Raw genomic sequence first — 16,399 nt, forward strand, 5'->3', positions numbered from 1 at the left:
GCCCCAGAATAATCATTATCAGGCATTTGAGACAGAGGCGATATCTTTTATTTCCCGCATTACACGCTGGGCATTTTCTTCATACGATAACGCAGGATCTGAAACCAGCTGTTTGCCAAAAATAACTTTTATCTTGGCAAATTTTATAAATTTAGCGCCCTTAGGAAGCACCAGGTTACTTCCGGTTATAAAAGCCGGGACTACGGGTGCCTGGGTTTTTGACATAAGAAAACCTACGCCTGCACGCGGGTCTTTGATTTGGCCGTCGGCACTGCGTGTCCCCTCCGGGAATAATATAATACCGAAATTAGCCTTGACTTCCCTTATGGCTATTTTTAATGCCGATATATCTGCGGAACCGCGTTTAAGCTTAATAGTCCTTAAAAGAGGAAGCAACCAGTTCATGACAGGGGCTTCAAAAAGATCGTGCCTGGCCATATAGCTTACTTTCCTGGGACATGCAACTCCCAAAACAACAGGATCAAAATAGCTTACATGGTTAGACACCAGTATAAAACCGCCGCTTCTCGGAATATTTTCCAGGCCGCTCACACCAAGCCTGAAGAAAATCTTAAGCACAACAAAACAAATAAATCTTGCGATATTATAAAACATCAGTAACCATCTTAGTGCCGTAAGATAAAAGCTGTTTTGAACGCAAAAGACTCCTGGCTTCCGAATAGATCCGCATTATCGGTTCTGTGCCCGAACCCCTGAACATCAGCCAGCCTTCATCCTCACAAATCAATTTTATGCCGTCAAAATCCTTTATCTGCACAACCTTCTTGCCCAATATTTCTTTTGGCAGGACCAGGTCTTTGATATCGACCATTGTTTTTAGGCGGAGGTCATTTCTCAAATAATAATATTTACCAAATTTTTTCTCTGTCTCTTCAAGGATCTTTCTTATGTCTTTGTTCCGGTAAACCATCATCTCAAGAAGCAATAAACCTGCAACAGTGCCATCGCGTTCAGGGATATATCCTTTTACCCCCATACCTCCTGCCTCTTCGCCTCCTGTTACGATATCCTCTTTCTCCATAAGATTTGATATGTACTTAAAACCAACCGGGGTTTCATATAATTTTACTTTCAGGGCATCAGCGATATTATCAATCATGGTCGAGCCGGCGATAGTTTTTACGATACCACCTGACCAGCCGCGGTCCTCATGCAGATGCAATGCAAGCAAGCCTAGTATTTTCTGCGGATGTATAAAAAGCCCTCCTGGAGCAACAGCTGCGATCCTGTCTGCATCACCGTCTAAGGCTATGCCCAGGTCAAATTTTCCATCTTTTACCCTTCTTTTTAACTCAGCAAGATTGTCTTCGATCGGTTCCGGCCCGCGGCCGCCGAAAGCCGGATTCACATCATTCCTGATAAACTCAATCTTTATATTTGTACCTTTAAGCACCTGGCTTATATAACTGTCCCCTGAACCATGCATTGAATCTACAAGCACCTTGAATTTCTTGCTTTTTATACGTTTGAAATCAATATAATTCCTGATAAAACTTATATAATCATTAACCATATTGTATTCTTTTATTTGAACAGAGTCAGTGCTGTCTTTAACAACAGGATTCTTACCGAGAAGCCCTTCAACTTCAGCAGTTACTTCAGGCCCGGCAGCCCCTCCGGCAGAATTTTTTATTTTAAAACCATTGTATTCGGGAGGGTTATGCGAGGCGGTTATCATTATTCCCAAATCAAGCTTCTTATTCTTCACCGCAAAGCTTAACGTAGGAGTAGGTATTGCCCTATCAGAAAGCAATACAGAATGCTTGTTATTGCTTAACACCTTGGATACGATTTTAGCGAATTTATCGGACATAAAACGCGTATCAAAACCCACCGCTACTTTTTTTGGCCCTGACAAATAATCTGAAACAGCCTGAGAAACTATTTTAAGATTCTCGAATGTATAGTTGTCTGCTATGACGCCGCGCCAGCCGTCAGTCCCGAATTTTATTTCATCCCTGTCCTTCATAATTTCATCCTTTCTATTGCTGTCTTTACATCGTTGGATTTAAATATATAAGAGGCGGCTACAAGTATGTTCGCACCTGCCTCTTTTGCTAACCTGCCAGTATGTTCATTTATGCCTCCATCAACGGCAATATCTCCGTCATAAATACTGCGTAGTTTTTTTATTTTAGGTAATACCCGCGGAATAAAACTCTGCCCCGAGAACCCGGGCCTTACCGACATAACCAAGATAAAATCAACACATCCAATAACATCTTTGATCCTGCTTAAAGGCGTGGATGGATTAAGAGATATACCGGGACGGGCCTTAAGCCTGCGTATCTTGACTGCCAACTTCTTAAAAGCTGCGGGAGTGATTGCTTCAATATGCAGAGTAACGATATCTGCTCCTGCCTTTATGAATTCTTCTATATAGTCCTGGGGCCTCTCTATCATCAAATGCGCTTCAATAGGGAGTTTCGTGACTTTGCGTATGTCTTTTACCACAACGGGACCGATGGTTATATTAGGGACAAAATTACCGTCCATAACGTCAACGTGGATCATATCCGCACCGGAAGACTCGACCATTTTTATCTGTTCGCCCAGGCAGGAAAAATCAGCAGACAAAATCGACGGAGAAACCTGTATCTTCATATGTATAGCCTCTTTCTTAAGATATACCTAAAGACCTTATCCGGGACAAGATACCTGAAAGATTTTCCTTCTCTGATACTCTTTCTTATCTCAAAGGCAGAAATATCCACTGCCCTGATATTAATTTTTGAAATATATGAGGGGATCTTTTCTAAGGGGTATCCCGGACGGGTCGCCACTATGAACTTGACCATCTTAATAATCTCATCCAGGTCCTTCCATTCATCCAGATAATTCAACAGGTCTGAGCCGGTAATAAAAAAAAGTTCAGCCTTAGGATATACCTTCCTTAATTCCCCTAAAGTATCTATTGTAAAAGATGGCCCTTTCCTTTTAATTTCTATGTCCGAGACCGAAAAATATTTGTTCCCTTCTATGGCCATTTTAACCATTTTATACCGGTCGCCTGCCGAAGCGATATCTGAGCTATCCTTATGCGGCGGCAGGAATGTAGGCACAAATATTACATGGTCAAAGGAAAGCTTCTCTCTAATTTCTTCGGCCATAATTAAGTGGCCTACATGTATCGGATTAAAGGTGCCCCCCAGAATCCCCAGTTTCATTGTCTTATTTGCCCGTTTCCAAAAACCATATATTTATAAGTGGTCAGTTCTTCGAGCGCCATTGGCCCCCGTGCATGCAACTTATCCGTGGATATACCGATTTCAGCCCCCATCCCAAACTGATAACCATCGGTAAAACGGGTAGAGGCATTAACATAAACACATGCCGAATCAACCTGTTTAAGGAATTCCATGGCGTTATCGTAATTTTCAGTAACTATGGAATCAGAATGATGAGAACCATAATTATTTATATGGTCTATCGCAGCTTTCACATCATTAACGACCTTGACTGAAAGCACAAGATCAAGGTATTCTGTCCGGTAATCTTTTTCAGTGGCCTTTCTTAAGCCTTTGACTATTTTTAAAGTGATCGGACAGCCGCGTATTTGGACTCCGGAAGCACGTAATTTTTTCAGCATTGAAGGCAGGAACCTTACGGCAGCGTCCTTATGTACAAGCATACTCTCCATAGCATTGCATACTCCCGGACGCTGGACTTTAGCGTTAAAACATATGCTCTCAGCCATATTTAAATCCGCCCATTCATCTACATAAACATGACATATACCCTTATAGTGTTTGATTACAGGAATTTTTGAGATCTCTGTAACCCTGTTTATAAGCCCTTGGCCGCCTCTAGGAATGACCAAATCAATATCATTATTAAGAGCCAGCAGGTAATCGACAGCCTTCCTGTGCTTAAATTCCAACAGGTTCGCTGCACCTTTAGGTATATGGTTTGCAAGCAATACTTTATTAAGCACCTTGAAAATAGCCAGGTTAGAATACAATGATTCGCTCCCCCCCTTTAATATGACACTGTTACCTGACTTGAAACATAAGCCTATACAGTCAGAGGTGACATTAGGGCGAGATTCATAAATAATGGCAATAACTCCTATCGGCACACGCACCTTATGGATCCAAAGCCCATTGGGTCTTCTCCAGGCTTTAATAACTTCTCCGATAGGATCGCTCAGCTTAGAAATCTCAAGCAAAGAATCAGACATATCAGCTATTCTTTTGTCGCTGAGTATAAGACGGTCAATAAAAGCTGCACCCAACTTCATTTTCCTTGCTGCGCTGATATCTTTTTTATTGCCATTGATAATCTCAGCTTTAAATCTTATTAATGCCAGTGCCATATCTTTAATAATCTTATTCTTCTTTTCAGAAGAAAGATTCACCAGGGCGCTAGCAGCAAGTCTGGCTTCTGAAGCCATTCTTTTTATTTCTTTTTTAGAATCCATAATCCACCCCTTTAAAGGAATAGTTAGATCAAAAGAACCAGGTTGTCACAATGTATTATCTCTTTAGGGAAACGCCTGCCTTTTATTTTATCGACTTCTTTCTCGGAAAAGTCAGCTCTGCCCCGGGCAAATTCATTATTTTCGGAATCAATGATACTTACCACATCTCCGCGCTCAAAAGAGCCTTTAGTGGCAATTACACCAACAGATAATAGGCTCTTCTTCCTTAACAGTGCTTCCTTTGCACCGTCATCAACTACGATCTTGCCTAAAGGGTTTGTTCCATGCGCTATCCAATGCTTCCTGGAACTAAGCTTATTTTGAGATAAAAATAGAGTTCCGCTGCCCTCAGGGTCAATTAATACGGAATTTATGATACCTGGCTTTCTTCCATTTGCTATAACGCATGGGATACCTGAATCAATAGCGATTTTGGCAGCTTCAAGCTTGGTAATCATGCCTCCGACGCAGGTCTTTTTACTGGTCGGACATGCTAATTCTTTAATCTGAGATGTAATCTGAGTAACCAGGCTGATTAACTTTCTCTTTTTATCCAGCAATCCATCAACATCAGAAAGTATTATAAGCAAATCAGCTGAAATTAATTTTGCCACAAGCGCTGATAACCTGTCATTATCCCCAAACTTAATCTCATTTGTGGATACAGTGTCATTTTCATTTACTATCGGAAGGCTCTTATATTTAAGCAGGGCAAGCAAGGTTTCTCTTGCTCTTAAATAACGCTTACGGTCATTAAAATCTTCCCAGGTAAGAAGCACCTGTGCTGTTCTTGTTTTACCATTAAAGAATCCCCGGTAAGCGCTCATTAATTCGTTCTGCCCAATAGCTGAAGAGGCCTGTAAAGCGCTCATTTGCCTTGGCCTTTCCTTTAACCCCAAGGCACGCACTCCGCATGCAATAGCCCCGGAAGACACCAGCACAACCTCTTTCTTGCCGTCAATAAGCGATTGCACCTGGGCGCATACTTCATAAAGCGCATCGAGCTCCAAAGATTCGCTACCGCCAAATATACTGCTACCGATTTTTATAACGATCCTCTTAAAGTTTTTCATTTATCGCCTCTATCAGTTCTTTAAGCCCGGTTTTTTCTAAGGCTGAGATCGGATATATTTTCTTTTTTATCTTCCTTCTGAATTTCTTAAGATTCTCATCCGAACCAGCTATGTCCATTTTATTAGCCGCAATCACCTGCGGCTTTTTATTAAGCAATGGGCTATGTTTTTTTAACTCAACAATAATTTTCTTATAATCCTCAACCGGATCCCTGCCTTCAACTGCGGCCATGTCAATTACATGGAGCAGGACCTTGGTCCTTTCAATATGCCTGAGGAATTTATCTCCCAGGCCTTTGCCGGAAGAAGAACCCTCGATTAGGCCGGGTATATCAGCGATTATAAATTTATTAGAACCTGTATTTACGCTTCCCAGGACCGGGAATTTGGTAGTGAAAGGGTATGATGCTATCTCTGGGCGCGCATTTGAAATAGCCGTAATAAGGGTAGATTTACCAGCATTAGGAAAGCCTATAATACCGACATCGGCAATAAGCTTTAAATCCAGTATTAAATCTCTTTCTTGCCCAGGCTGGCCATCGGTGACCTCTTTATTCCGGTAATTACCATTACCTCCCAGCCCGCCTTTTGCTACAACAAATTCTTCCTGGTCATTCTCCAGGTCACGCAAGATACAACCGCTGGCAAGGTCTTTAATAACAGTTCCGCAGGGTACGCGGATGATCAGGTTTTGGGCGTCCCTCCCTTTTTGATTTTTGCCTGATCCGTGCGAACCGTTTTGTCCATTAAAATGCCTGTTATACTGGAAATCCAGCAAAGTGCTTAAATTACGGTCAGCGCGGATTACAACGCTTGCTCCGTCACCGCCGCTACCGCCATCAGGTATTCCTTTTCTCTGGTATTTATCCCGATAGAAACTTTTGCAACCTTTGCCACCGTTGCCTGCCTTAACATTAATTTTGACGGTATCAATGAACATCCATTTATTTACCTACCTTTATATCTTTGATTTTGATCCTAGTAAGTTGCTGACGGTGGCCTTTCGTCCAATGAGAAGACTTCCTCCGGCGGTATTTAAAAGATATTTTTTTATCCGACTTTACCTGGTCAAGCACTGAGGCATGGACTATCGCATTCTTTAAATAAGGCTGCCCTATCAGGATATTCTCTGAATCCGCTGTCAGTAGTACTTTATCCAGCAAAAGCTCTTTGTTTTTCTGAGCGTCCTGCTTCTCAACATCAATAATATCGTCCTTTTTTACAACATATTGTTTTGCTCCAACTTCAATAACTGCATACATTTGTTATCCTCCTTAAATCAAATATTAGTTACGGGTGAGCATAAATTATACTACCTAAGCCTGGTCAGGTCAAGGATAAATTAAGCATTAATTCAATAGATGCTGACTTCCTCTATATGCATGGAAGGGTCAGGGATAAGATTGATCTTGGTCCTGAATTTATTTTCCAGATACCTAAGGCTGTTTTTGTTTCTTAGCACCTCTTCGGCAACCAGGGAATTCAGTTTAAGGTTCAATTGCCTGTCCTTTTGAGGTTTCATGACTTTAAGCGCTTTTTTCAGTTCTTTCATTGCCGAAATTGATATGGTAAGCACGCTCCTTATCTTGCCTTTTCCGTTGCAATAAGGGCAATTTTGGAAGGTCATAGTCTGGACTGTATTGTGTATCCTCTCCCTGGTCATTTCAACTAAACCGAATTTAGAAATACCGAGGATATCGTATTTAGCCCTATCATTACTAAGAGCGCGCTTAAGGGTATTTAAGACTTCCCTGCGATGGTTTTCTCTCTGCATATCAATAAAATCTATCACTATAATCCCGCCCAAATCCCTTAGCACTAATTGCCGCGCCACTTCTTCGGCCGCCTCGCAATTAACCTTAAAAGCCGCTTCTTCCTGTTGGATATTTCTCTTAAATCCGCCGCTGTTAACGTCAATGACCACCAGACCCTCTGTCGGCTCGATAACCAGGTAGGCCTTAGATTTTAAATAAACTTTTGCATCAAATATCCTGTTTATCTGTTTTTCGATATCTTTATCCAGGAATAAGTCTTCGCCCCTGTATAAATCTACCTTTGAGTTAAGATAATTCATAAAGGCCTTCATGAACCTTTTTATCCTTATGAATTCATTCTTGGAATCAACTATTAACTTATCGACATCATCGCTGAATGAATCCCTGATAACCCTGAAAACCAAATCGTATTCTTCATATATTAGCGCAGGGGACTTCCTGGCCTGGATTATCCTCTCGATCCTCTTCCATAGCTTTATAAGAAAATAAGCGTCTCTCTGCAACTCCTGCTTTGACTTCCCCCAGGCAGCAGTCCGGACGATAAAACCTACGCCCTTGGGCAGCTTGATCTCCGCAAGTATTGACCTGAGCCGTTTTCTTTCCTCATCATCTTCTATCCTTCGCGAAACCCCAATTTGCGAATCTTGAGGCATAAGCACAATATATCTTCCGGCTATGCCTATGTGGCAAGAAAGCCTCGGGCCTTTATTCCCAAAAGATTCTTTGACTACCTGCACCAGGACCTCCTGGCCCTTTTCTACTTTCTTTGCAGAAAAAACGGCATTATCAGATAATTCATAATTCGAATCAATCTCAGAAAGATAAAGGAACCCCTTTTTGTTTAAACCGATATCGACAAATGCCGCCCCAATAGAAGGCATAACTGCCTCTATCCTGCCTTTATAGATATTACCGACTATTGTTTTATCCTGGGGCCTCTCAATATAAAACTCCTGGAGCCGCCCGTCTTTTACTATCGCTACTCTCTTTTCCTGCTCTTCAATATTGATTAGAATTTCTTTATGCATTTTTGTCTTCCTTATAAATAAGAACCTCTTTAATCTTTATGTCTGAAGGCAGCTGCTCCTGCAGCCTTTCCTTGAAATCTGATGCGGAAACCATTTTTTCCAAAATTATTGTCGCTTCCTGGTCAATACCCTTTAATCCCAGCTTCAATGCCTGCTTTATGCTGAATTTAGGATGCGGGTTGAATCCTTTTGTAATTAAAAGAGGGAATTCAGAACGCCTGAATGCCCTCATAAATAATCTCATTAAGTCCAGATGAGATATATATACCATCTGGCCTATCTTATCAAATTTAAAGTTTACGCTATACATGCAAAATAAAGGGACACTCCTAATATTTAGAGTGCCCCCATTTTCCCGTATCAATAAGAACTCTCTAGGGCTATCTCTTCTTATTTTTCTTCTTGTTTTCCGGATCCGGATATCCTATGCCCTCAGGAGTAAGCCCAACCCGCTCCTCATATTTAGAAATATTCTCTACTGAGAAATCTATATCCCGTATAACTCTGACAGTAATAAAGATCAATAAATCTATTTTTTGAGTATCAATTGTTTCTCTTTTAAACAATAAACCCAAAAGCGGGATCTTATTCAAGAACGGAACACTCAAGATCTGTTTCTTCTTAACATCTTTAAGCAGGCCTCCGATTACAATCGTCTCTCCATCCCTCATTAAGATACGCGTCTCAGCTTCTCTGGTATCGATTATCGGATAGGCGTTTGTACCAAGCGTGCTCGTATAATCAGTAACAGCAGGATGTATAACCATATTGATATCATCATTAGCTCCTACTTGAGGCACCACGTTAAGCTGAATACCAATATCCTGATAATAATCCAAAGTAACCTGTGTAGTCGCTGTTTCGGTGCCGGATATTTCAGTCTTGAGTATAGGATACCTGGTTCCTACAAGAATACTGGCCTCCTGATTATTAAGCGTTACTATGCTCGGGGACGATAACACATTGCTTCCGCTAGTTTCTTCCACGGCATGTAAGATAGCCTCAAATTCATAACCGGTCAGTTTTTTAAAAATCAACTCCAGGCCGGCCTTGTAAGGATATGTACCGGGAAAAGTAGTTGTTCCTTCCGTCGGGCCAAAGACTGTAGGCGTAAATTCGGAAGCCAAATTTCTTCCGGCGACTGTCCGCGTATTACCTTTGTTGACGCCGATATCTTCAGGGGCCGTTGCATAACTTGAAGCTCCCGCGCTTCCTGTACCTAAATCAAGACCGATATCTTTAAGCTTATCCCGGTTTATCTCCACAACTTTTGTCTGGATTAAGACCTGCTTGGGTTTAATATCTATCTTATCAATTACCTCCTTTAACTTATCCATAATCGGAGGTATATCGCTGACTATAAGTATTTTGGAACGGCTAAGTTTATCTTCTGACGCCCTCTTTCTTTTTCCGAGTTCAGACCCTCCGAATTCCCAACCGGCCTGCCCTGTCATTTCCAAAACAGTGATCTTACCCCTTGATGATAATTGTGGGTCAAGAGCCTTTTTTGCATCCTGCGCGTCAATATACTTTAAATTAAATACTTCAGTAACCGTCGGCTGAACCTGTGCCAACTCAACCTCTTGCTTCTTAAGCACAGTCAATTTTTCAATTGGCGCTACGGTTATAATATTAGCTTGTTTCTCGTAACCAAAACCATAGGTCCTTAAGATAACATCCAAAGCCTTTTCCCACGGTACATCAACCAACCTGATTGTGACATTACCTATAACCTCAGGAGTGGTAACAATATTTACTCCGGATTTATAAGAAATTATCTTGAGTACATTACGGATATCAGCTTCTTTAAAATCTAATGTTACGTTCCTTGAAGCAGCTAAATCATCAATCACCGCTTCCTGTTTTTCTACAGGCTCAGTTTTTGCCTGTTCGGCAACCATGCCTTCATTTTCCATGGTTACTGCAGCAGGCGCTTCTTCAGTGCCGCTTATTGCAATCGGGGCTCTCGCATCCTGAACTAGCATCCCATGGGCTTCTTCCGGCAGCTGTTTTTTCTCTTGGTCCTGGCTAAATACACGGGTAGCGCCAAACGCTAATATTGAAGCAATTATCAGCGCTAAGATAAAATTGCGCTTATACATAGTAAAGACCCGGATAAATTTCATTCTTCCTCCTTCTTTAGTTTAACAACAAAGAGCTGACCCTCTCTTACGAACCTGACTTCATCTTTTTCTATTTTAAGCACCTGATAATCTCCGACATAATCTCCGACATTCACAACATCCTGGTTTACTATAGCATAAGAAACGCCGTTCTCATCAAAGATTATCCCCTCTAAAGCCAAGGCTTCATTTCCTTCCTCAACGTCGAGCTTAAGCAGCCTTCCGTCGGGAGTGACCAATGCAATAAAAGGATTGCGCTTACTATGGCTATCATAAACAAAATCGGCCTGCGCTGCCGACAACTTCAGGCCTATAAATAAAACTGAAATAATTAATGTAATAAAAAAAGTTTTATTTTTTAACATATGCTTCAATCAGAAAATAAGCCTTTTGCTGGAAATTATCCCCAGGGACATTATTCATCCTGAATTCTTTTACAGCAATAAGTTCTTTAGAATTCTCCAAATCATTGATAAATGCCCCTATTCTATGGTAATCACCCAATAAATCAAGAGAGATCAGCGTAAGCCCCTGTGCCTGTTTTGCCTTACCTTCTTTGATCGGCTTCATCTGCATGATCCTCACGTTACGTTCGTTTGCTTTGTTAAATATAGTCTGTAATAATGCCGGTACTTGCTCCTCTTTTATGATCAACCTGGATGCTAACGCATTATCTTTGACCAAAGAAGCGTTCTTTAATAATTCCAGATCTTTATTTATCTGTGATATCTCTTCTCTTAATTTTGAAACTTTAGTGTCCGCAGCTTTAAGAGAGCGCAATTGTGCCGGGAATAAAAGTGCTATATCCAGATACAATATAGTACAAGCAACTATCAAAATCAGCACAAGCTTTTTGCTATCCAGCTCAATCTTTTCGATAATGTCGATATTCATCTCTTATTTATGCTCCCCGCTTAAGGTAAACTCGACGATCTCATAACCTGCCAGCATCTTTCTTTGGGCTGAAACCAGCTCGATCTTGGTGAAATTCTTATAAAAATCATGGTCCTTCCTGAGTTTTTCTATGAATTCATTTATAAGGTTCATCTCTGCTTTCTCTAAAGAGACTACCGAACCTTTAATAGTAAAGTCCTTGTCTGCTGAACTTACCTCTGTAAACCATACCCCTGAAGGCAAATCCATGCTAAGCCTGTTTATCTTCTGAGACCAATTTATCCTCTTCCTTAATATATCTTCTATCTGTTTAGTATCCTGGCTAAACAGCTGCTTATCCTGCCTGAATTTCTCCAGAGTTGTCTTATTTGGCTCAAGCTTGGCTAATTCAGACCTGCGCCTGTTTAAATCAATTCCCTTAACCAAGCCTAATAATACTAAAAATAAATGGGCAATTATCAATACGGAAAAAACCAGAGGTATAATATAAAGTAGTTTCTTATTTTTAGCACTCTGCTCAGTCTTCTTTATTTTAGTCTTTAGCTCTTCTGGAAGAAGGTTTATCTCAATCATATTTTAAGTACGTAGAGCCAGCCCGATCGCTACAGCCAGCTGGCCGGAATATTGTTTCAGCTTATCTGAATCTACCGTATCAGCGATAGTTATATTCCTAAGCACATCCCAATGTTCTACCTGTATACCCATAAGATTTGTCAGGCTTTCCCTTAAGCCGGCAAACATACTGCTCCCCCCGGTTAAATAAATCCTGCTTACAGAGGAGGCATTCTGGCTTTCATAATAATCAAAAGATGTCCTTAAATCCCTGGCTAAATTAGACAATACGTTATCAATACAAGAAATAACGCTTGAGGTTTGCTTCTCAGGGCTTACTTTTATCTTCTCGGCCTCTTTAAATTCTAAACCCTGAATATCCGATATCTTTTTCGTAAAATGATTTCCTGCAATATGGATATCCCTGCTTAACCTAGGAAATCCGCTATCAAGTATGTTTAAATTACTTTCGGTTGCTCCGATATTAAGTAAAGCCACTGCTTTATCTTTAATAGACTCGTCATCGCTATAATTGTGGTTGAAAGTATTAATCAAAGCAATGGAATCTATATCAACGGCACCGAGCCTGACGCCCAGGTTATCGCAGAGCTTAATCCTTGACTCTATGGCATCTTTTTTTGCAGCGGCCAACAGAACCAGCATCTTGTTATCCGGTAAATCATCTTTTAAAATAAAACCATCGACATTCACTTCAGACAAAGGGAAGGGGATGTGTTTTTGTGCCTCGAATTTAAGAGCCTGCTTAAACTCATCGTTGCTCATCTTCGGGAAGTCTGTATACCTGGTAATAGTCTGTAACCCTGACAGGGAGAGATTCAATTTCTTGATGCCGAATGACTGGAAGTGCCTCTTAAGCAATCCCTCAAGATCAAGGCCTACGGGCTCAACCGCGAAACCTTCTATATTGACACTATCCTTTAAAACGCTGAGTTTAACCAGCTTGATAAAGTGGGAACCTAAATCTAGTCCAAATGATAGCCGCGGCTTGAAAGGGATCTTTGGTTTAACTTTCGGGAAAGGGACAATCTTCATAGTTATTATTATATCAAAAAAATAAATATTAAATATTAAATTTTATAATTCTTGCCAAGAAACGACTTCCGGGTGCAAGAACTGTAAACTTGATAAAGCATCCGTTATAGCCGCAATATCATAATTAAGTGTGACGTTTCCAGTCATAGTCGTATCTTCTACTATTTCTGTATCGCTCTCAGCAAGTACTGTCCCGTTTATAACCGGATTGCCGGAAAGGCGGAGTTCTCCTATTACATAAATTATTCCGCTGAACGTACCCCCTGTTATTTGCGCATCACCGGCTACGACCAATATACCGCTGCCTGACCAAGTATCGCTTGCTATGCGGAATTCATTCCCGGGGCTTACGTCTACCCAGGTTATCCCATCAACCGGTGTAATATCAACCGCCGGGTCTGAATAATAATTCGTAGCAAAAGACCTTATATCCTCTTTGCTATAACCAAATAAATCAGGAAAATCAAGCACGGAATATTCTTTTTTGCTATCGCTAGGGTTAATATCAACACTGCCTCTGATCACAAGATGCACAGTAGTCTCAATAGCATACTGGAATTTTGAAGGGTCAATAGCGTTTGTCTTTGCAACAGCCCTTAATCTCCTGCTGATTACTTCGTCTTGGCCTGCCAGCCTTGGGAGCGTTACAGTGCCGGTAGAATCAATCTGGTAATATAACCCGGTTAAGTTAGAGACATTAACATCATAACAATTATTCGTTTCTATGCATCCTGCTGTGCCTAAAGGCAAATGGTACAGGCCTTCAGCAATTCCTGCCTCAGCAAGCCAGAAAGCCTTCACGGAATTAACATATCTTCTTGAGAGGTTATTTTCATTCATGGTAGTCAAGAAAAACGAGCCGAGCATAACCATAAAAACAAAAATTATAAGTAAACCAAATACTAAAGCAGCTCCCTTTTTATCCATTTCTTAACCTTATCTCCGTAGTTAATGTTACCTGTGGATTGATATTACCTATTGCATTTTCTCTTACTGTTACCGTCACCGTCAATTTATTATTAATAAGCTCTGTAATATCAAAGGGCGGAACCATAATATTATCAAATTCCCAGCTCTTAACGCTCAACCCATCGATCTGGCGCCTTGTCAATGTATTATTGATAGGATTGTAAATATACTCTATAAACTCACTGCTCCATAAGAGGTTCGAACCGTCATGCCCGATACATTGCTTAAATTTTATATGCCCGTTCGTAGGCAGGTTATTAATGATCTGATAACTGCTGGTTTGCCGGACATCTTTTACAATCCAGCCCATAATGTTGCGCGCATTTTGCTCAACAGAAAGCTTAGCTATATTAACCCGGTCTGATAGATGCACGGCATTAAGCACGAAAATGAGCATACCTGCGATTACAATGAATATCGCGCTTGTTATTAAAACCTCAATTAAAGTAAAGGCTTTAATTTTACCTGGGTATACGGGTAACAATTTCAATATTTCTCTGCCTCTGCCTTTCAGTCCAGCTGACATTAACTCTTATTTGAGCTATCTTTGAGCCTATGCTTCTGTTTATTGTAACAGCCTCATCTTGCAAATTTGTTAAAGAAGGCGGCACATATGTAGCGATATTATTATAGGCCAGGGATTTCATCTGCTCTAAGACCATCTGGGCATCATTAGTGGCGGTGATTAAATTGGCATTTGATTCGTTAAGTAATATACAAACAACGTAAGAATACAATAACCCCGAGATAACGATAACCAGTATGACTATAGTTGTCATCAGCTCAAGAAGTGTAAATCCCTTGCCTTTCTTAAAACAGCTTTTAGCTAACTTAGGCATATGAATAGTTAAAAGTTATTTAACAATTTCATCATCAGGGCCTGCTGGTCCGCTGGAATTAGATCTGATTATCCCGCTCTCATCAAGATAAAAATATTTGCCTTTTAACAACCCCGTAGAAGTAGGGTTTGCATTGACGGTAAAATGGTCGTTATCCACCAAAGAATAATTAAATTGGTAACTCTGTTTTCTCCCTGAGGCAATCGTATTATCCAGGTACGGCGGATTAGCTGCAGGCTCTGCCATATCAGTCATACTGGAGGGATATGCTTCTTCGTTAACATGGTAGAGCTGACAGGCATTATTGATCGCCTTAAGGTTGCCTAATGCCGCGCTTTCGTTGGCTACTACCCTTGACCGCAATATATTCGGCACAGCCAAAGTTATCAATCCGGCAACCAAACCTACTACAATCATTATTTCAACCAACGTAAAGCCTCTTTTGCCCATATGAGGACTACTCCTTTTTATAGCAGTTCTCCGTTTTAATCACTCCGCCGGTAGAAACTGAATACACGGTGTTGCCGCTTACTCTGCAGATAATCGGGCGGGCGTTACAGCTGTAGCCTGACTCATCAAGGCGGTTGCAGTTAAAATTATAGCCTCTTAAAAATGATTGCCCGGTATAATCTTTATCAAGATAATACGGCTCAGCATCAACAAGCTTATTTATATTATCCGGGAATAAGCTTTTATGGTCTTTGGCATATTTTTCTATTGCCGCAGAAACAAGCTTAAGCGTGCTCAACGCGTTGGACTCATTCTGCTTTATGCTGAATTTTATCAGATGCTCCAGCCCAAACCTGAGGGAAACCGAAGCCACAGCAATTACTATCATTATTGTGATGAAACTTTTTGCGTTACAAGAGGTTAAATTCATATTTGTTTTGATTTTAGCATAAAATCAGGCTTACGCAAGCAAAATTATTTTACAAAAAAATAAGGGGCTTCTATCTTTCGATAAAAGCCCCCACACACTAAAAAACTAACAGCCAGTTACACGCAAGCAGCTGATGTTAATACACCGCCTGTTGTAATAGTGTAAGTTTGCGTACCGGTCGTACCGCAGGTTACTGGCGTAGCTGTGCAGCTATATCCGGCTACTCCCATGGTTCCGCATGCGAAATTATACCCCTGACGTGCTGCTGCGGTATAATTTTCATTTAAATAAGGAGGAGTTGCTGTTGTTAAATCGGTGAATGCTGCTGGATAATTACCATTATTTGCCGCTGCAAAGCTCTCACAAGCAGTAGAAATAGTCCTTAGGGTTGCCTGTGCATTTGTCTGGTTTGCATTGACTCTTGCACGTAATAAGTTGGGAATTGCTATGGCAGCCAGCAATGCTATGATAGCAACAACAATCATGATTTCGACTAATGTAAAACCTCTCTTCTTCATGGCCAATGACCTCCTCTCTAAGGTTAAATTAGCTCTGACTCTCTGTCCTCGCTCTTACGATCATCTTATAATTATAACTTTTTAACGCGAGGTGTTCAAAGAGCAAGCCGCCTTGGCTTATTTGTTCTTATATCACCTACCTTGCTTATTGTCAAGAATAAAAAAACCTATCCACCATTTATGGCGAATAGGTTTGTTAAGCTATTAAAATATAATAATTTATTATAAAAACGTCTTACTTCCCTATCCTTATA

21 protein-coding genes are annotated in these 16,399 nt (G+C 40.8%); all 21 read right to left on the reverse strand.

Translation table 11 applies throughout. From position 1 onward, the window contains the following. Nucleotides 1-18: 18 nt before the first annotated feature. Nucleotides 19-615, reverse strand: a complete 597-nt coding sequence (locus C4533_04300) for a 1-acyl-sn-glycerol-3-phosphate acyltransferase (protein ID RJP29024.1) — start codon at nucleotides 613-615, stop codon at nucleotides 19-21. Beyond that, a complete protein-coding gene (locus C4533_04305; GenBank protein ID RJP29025.1) occupies nucleotides 605-1,990 on the reverse strand; it encodes a phosphoglucomutase/phosphomannomutase family protein in 1,386 nt (461 codons plus the stop codon). Before C4533_04305 ends, C4533_04300 begins: the two co-directional genes overlap by 11 nt. Beyond that, nucleotides 1,987-2,625 (reverse strand): ribulose-phosphate 3-epimerase, encoded by a 639-nt coding sequence (rpe, locus tag C4533_04310; protein RJP29026.1) that lies wholly within the window; start codon nucleotides 2,623-2,625, stop codon nucleotides 1,987-1,989. Before rpe ends, C4533_04305 begins: the two co-directional genes overlap by 4 nt. After that, the gene (locus C4533_04315) at nucleotides 2,622-3,188 is read right to left on the reverse strand and encodes a nicotinate-nucleotide adenylyltransferase (protein RJP29027.1); all 567 of its coding nucleotides are present in this window, start codon (nucleotides 3,186-3,188) and stop codon (nucleotides 2,622-2,624) included. Before C4533_04315 ends, rpe begins: the two co-directional genes overlap by 4 nt. Next, nucleotides 3,185-4,441, reverse strand: a complete 1,257-nt coding sequence (locus C4533_04320; GenBank protein ID RJP29028.1) for a glutamate-5-semialdehyde dehydrogenase — start codon at nucleotides 4,439-4,441, stop codon at nucleotides 3,185-3,187. The genes C4533_04315 and C4533_04320 overlap by 4 nt, the downstream gene beginning before the upstream one ends. Nucleotides 4,442-4,464: 23 nt before the next feature. After that, on the reverse strand, nucleotides 4,465-5,514 hold the full coding sequence (gene proB / locus C4533_04325; protein ID RJP29029.1) for a glutamate 5-kinase: 1,050 nt from the start codon (nucleotides 5,512-5,514) through the stop codon (nucleotides 4,465-4,467). Beyond that, nucleotides 5,501-6,454, reverse strand: coding sequence for a GTPase ObgE (gene obgE, locus C4533_04330; GenBank protein ID RJP29030.1), 954 nt, complete (start codon nucleotides 6,452-6,454; stop codon nucleotides 5,501-5,503). The genes proB and obgE overlap by 14 nt, the downstream gene beginning before the upstream one ends. A 4-nt stretch (nucleotides 6,455-6,458) precedes the next feature. Beyond that, entirely contained in the window at nucleotides 6,459-6,776 is a 318-nt protein-coding gene (gene rplU / locus C4533_04335; protein ID RJP29031.1) for a 50S ribosomal protein L21, read from the reverse strand. A gap of 92 nt (nucleotides 6,777-6,868) precedes the next feature. Continuing rightward, nucleotides 6,869-8,317, reverse strand: coding sequence for an Rne/Rng family ribonuclease (locus C4533_04340; GenBank protein ID RJP29032.1), 1,449 nt, complete (start codon nucleotides 8,315-8,317; stop codon nucleotides 6,869-6,871). Next, nucleotides 8,310-8,627: a DUF2344 domain-containing protein gene (locus tag C4533_04345; protein RJP29033.1), complete on the reverse strand. Its 318-nt coding sequence runs from the start codon at nucleotides 8,625-8,627 to the stop codon at nucleotides 8,310-8,312. Before C4533_04345 ends, C4533_04340 begins: the two co-directional genes overlap by 8 nt. Nucleotides 8,628-8,697: 70 nt before the next feature. Further along, the gene (pilQ, locus tag C4533_04350) at nucleotides 8,698-10,443 is read right to left on the reverse strand and encodes a type IV pilus secretin PilQ (GenBank protein ID RJP29034.1); all 1,746 of its coding nucleotides are present in this window, start codon (nucleotides 10,441-10,443) and stop codon (nucleotides 8,698-8,700) included. Beyond that, nucleotides 10,440-10,805, reverse strand: coding sequence for a hypothetical protein (locus C4533_04355; GenBank protein ID RJP29035.1), 366 nt, complete (start codon nucleotides 10,803-10,805; stop codon nucleotides 10,440-10,442). The genes pilQ and C4533_04355 overlap by 4 nt, the downstream gene beginning before the upstream one ends. Further along, nucleotides 10,792-11,334: a hypothetical protein gene (locus tag C4533_04360; protein RJP29036.1), complete on the reverse strand. Its 543-nt coding sequence runs from the start codon at nucleotides 11,332-11,334 to the stop codon at nucleotides 10,792-10,794. Before C4533_04360 ends, C4533_04355 begins: the two co-directional genes overlap by 14 nt. 3 nt (nucleotides 11,335-11,337) lie before the next feature. Continuing rightward, entirely contained in the window at nucleotides 11,338-11,907 is a 570-nt protein-coding gene (locus C4533_04365; GenBank protein ID RJP29037.1) for a hypothetical protein, read from the reverse strand. A 3-nt stretch (nucleotides 11,908-11,910) separates the two neighbouring features. Continuing rightward, nucleotides 11,911-12,939 (reverse strand): type IV pilus assembly protein PilM, encoded by a 1,029-nt coding sequence (gene pilM, locus C4533_04370; protein RJP29038.1) that lies wholly within the window; start codon nucleotides 12,937-12,939, stop codon nucleotides 11,911-11,913. 42 nt (nucleotides 12,940-12,981) lie between these two features. Next, nucleotides 12,982-13,866: a hypothetical protein gene (locus C4533_04375; GenBank protein ID RJP29039.1), complete on the reverse strand. Its 885-nt coding sequence runs from the start codon at nucleotides 13,864-13,866 to the stop codon at nucleotides 12,982-12,984. Continuing rightward, nucleotides 13,859-14,398, reverse strand: a complete 540-nt coding sequence (locus C4533_04380; protein ID RJP29040.1) for a hypothetical protein — start codon at nucleotides 14,396-14,398, stop codon at nucleotides 13,859-13,861. Before C4533_04380 ends, C4533_04375 begins: the two co-directional genes overlap by 8 nt. Continuing rightward, nucleotides 14,370-14,747, reverse strand: a complete 378-nt coding sequence (locus C4533_04385; protein RJP29041.1) for a type II secretion system protein — start codon at nucleotides 14,745-14,747, stop codon at nucleotides 14,370-14,372. The genes C4533_04380 and C4533_04385 overlap by 29 nt, the downstream gene beginning before the upstream one ends. A gap of 15 nt (nucleotides 14,748-14,762) precedes the next feature. Beyond that, nucleotides 14,763-15,197: a prepilin-type N-terminal cleavage/methylation domain-containing protein gene (locus C4533_04390; GenBank protein RJP29042.1), complete on the reverse strand. Its 435-nt coding sequence runs from the start codon at nucleotides 15,195-15,197 to the stop codon at nucleotides 14,763-14,765. A 7-nt stretch (nucleotides 15,198-15,204) separates the two neighbouring features. Next, a complete protein-coding gene (locus tag C4533_04395) occupies nucleotides 15,205-15,627 on the reverse strand; it encodes a type II secretion system protein (GenBank protein ID RJP29043.1) in 423 nt (140 codons plus the stop codon). A gap of 116 nt (nucleotides 15,628-15,743) precedes the next feature. Next, a complete protein-coding gene (locus C4533_04400; GenBank protein RJP29044.1) occupies nucleotides 15,744-16,145 on the reverse strand; it encodes a prepilin-type N-terminal cleavage/methylation domain-containing protein in 402 nt (133 codons plus the stop codon). Nucleotides 16,146-16,399 lie beyond the last annotated feature (254 nt).

The sequence above is a fragment of the Candidatus Omnitrophota bacterium genome, from assembly GCA_003598025.1.
Classification (GTDB): Bacteria; Omnitrophota; Gorgyraeia; order Gygaellales; family Profunditerraquicolaceae; genus Profunditerraquicola.

Bases quoted from the DNA above. Each gene is read 5' to 3' on its own strand.
- C4533_04300 (RJP29024.1), bottom strand. From the start codon at position 615: ATGTTTTATAATATCGCAAGATTTATTTGTTTTGTTGTGCTTAAGATT.
- C4533_04305 (RJP29025.1), bottom strand. From the start codon at position 1,990: ATGAAGGACAGGGATGAAATAAAATTCGGGACTGACGGCTGGCGCGGC.
- rpe (RJP29026.1), bottom strand. From the start codon at position 2,625: ATGAAGATACAGGTTTCTCCGTCGATTTTGTCTGCTGATTTTTCCTGC.
- C4533_04315 (RJP29027.1), bottom strand. From the start codon at position 3,188: ATGAAACTGGGGATTCTGGGGGGCACCTTTAATCCGATACATGTAGGC.
- C4533_04320 (RJP29028.1), bottom strand. From the start codon at position 4,441: ATGGATTCTAAAAAAGAAATAAAAAGAATGGCTTCAGAAGCCAGACTT.
- proB (RJP29029.1), bottom strand. From the start codon at position 5,514: ATGAAAAACTTTAAGAGGATCGTTATAAAAATCGGTAGCAGTATATTT.
- obgE (RJP29030.1), bottom strand. From the start codon at position 6,454: ATGTTCATTGATACCGTCAAAATTAATGTTAAGGCAGGCAACGGTGGC.
- rplU (RJP29031.1), bottom strand. From the start codon at position 6,776: ATGTATGCAGTTATTGAAGTTGGAGCAAAACAATATGTTGTAAAAAAG.
- C4533_04340 (RJP29032.1), bottom strand. From the start codon at position 8,317: ATGCATAAAGAAATTCTAATCAATATTGAAGAGCAGGAAAAGAGAGTA.
- C4533_04345 (RJP29033.1), bottom strand. From the start codon at position 8,627: ATGTATAGCGTAAACTTTAAATTTGATAAGATAGGCCAGATGGTATAT.
- pilQ (RJP29034.1), bottom strand. From the start codon at position 10,443: ATGAAATTTATCCGGGTCTTTACTATGTATAAGCGCAATTTTATCTTA.
- C4533_04355 (RJP29035.1), bottom strand. From the start codon at position 10,805: ATGTTAAAAAATAAAACTTTTTTTATTACATTAATTATTTCAGTTTTA.
- C4533_04360 (RJP29036.1), bottom strand. From the start codon at position 11,334: ATGAATATCGACATTATCGAAAAGATTGAGCTGGATAGCAAAAAGCTT.
- C4533_04365 (RJP29037.1), bottom strand. From the start codon at position 11,907: ATGATTGAGATAAACCTTCTTCCAGAAGAGCTAAAGACTAAAATAAAG.
- pilM (RJP29038.1), bottom strand. From the start codon at position 12,939: ATGAAGATTGTCCCTTTCCCGAAAGTTAAACCAAAGATCCCTTTCAAG.
- C4533_04375 (RJP29039.1), bottom strand. From the start codon at position 13,866: ATGGATAAAAAGGGAGCTGCTTTAGTATTTGGTTTACTTATAATTTTT.
- C4533_04385 (RJP29041.1), bottom strand. From the start codon at position 14,747: ATGCCTAAGTTAGCTAAAAGCTGTTTTAAGAAAGGCAAGGGATTTACA.
- C4533_04390 (RJP29042.1), bottom strand. From the start codon at position 15,197: ATGGGCAAAAGAGGCTTTACGTTGGTTGAAATAATGATTGTAGTAGGT.
- C4533_04395 (RJP29043.1), bottom strand. From the start codon at position 15,627: ATGAATTTAACCTCTTGTAACGCAAAAAGTTTCATCACAATAATGATA.
- C4533_04400 (RJP29044.1), bottom strand. From the start codon at position 16,145: ATGAAGAAGAGAGGTTTTACATTAGTCGAAATCATGATTGTTGTTGCT.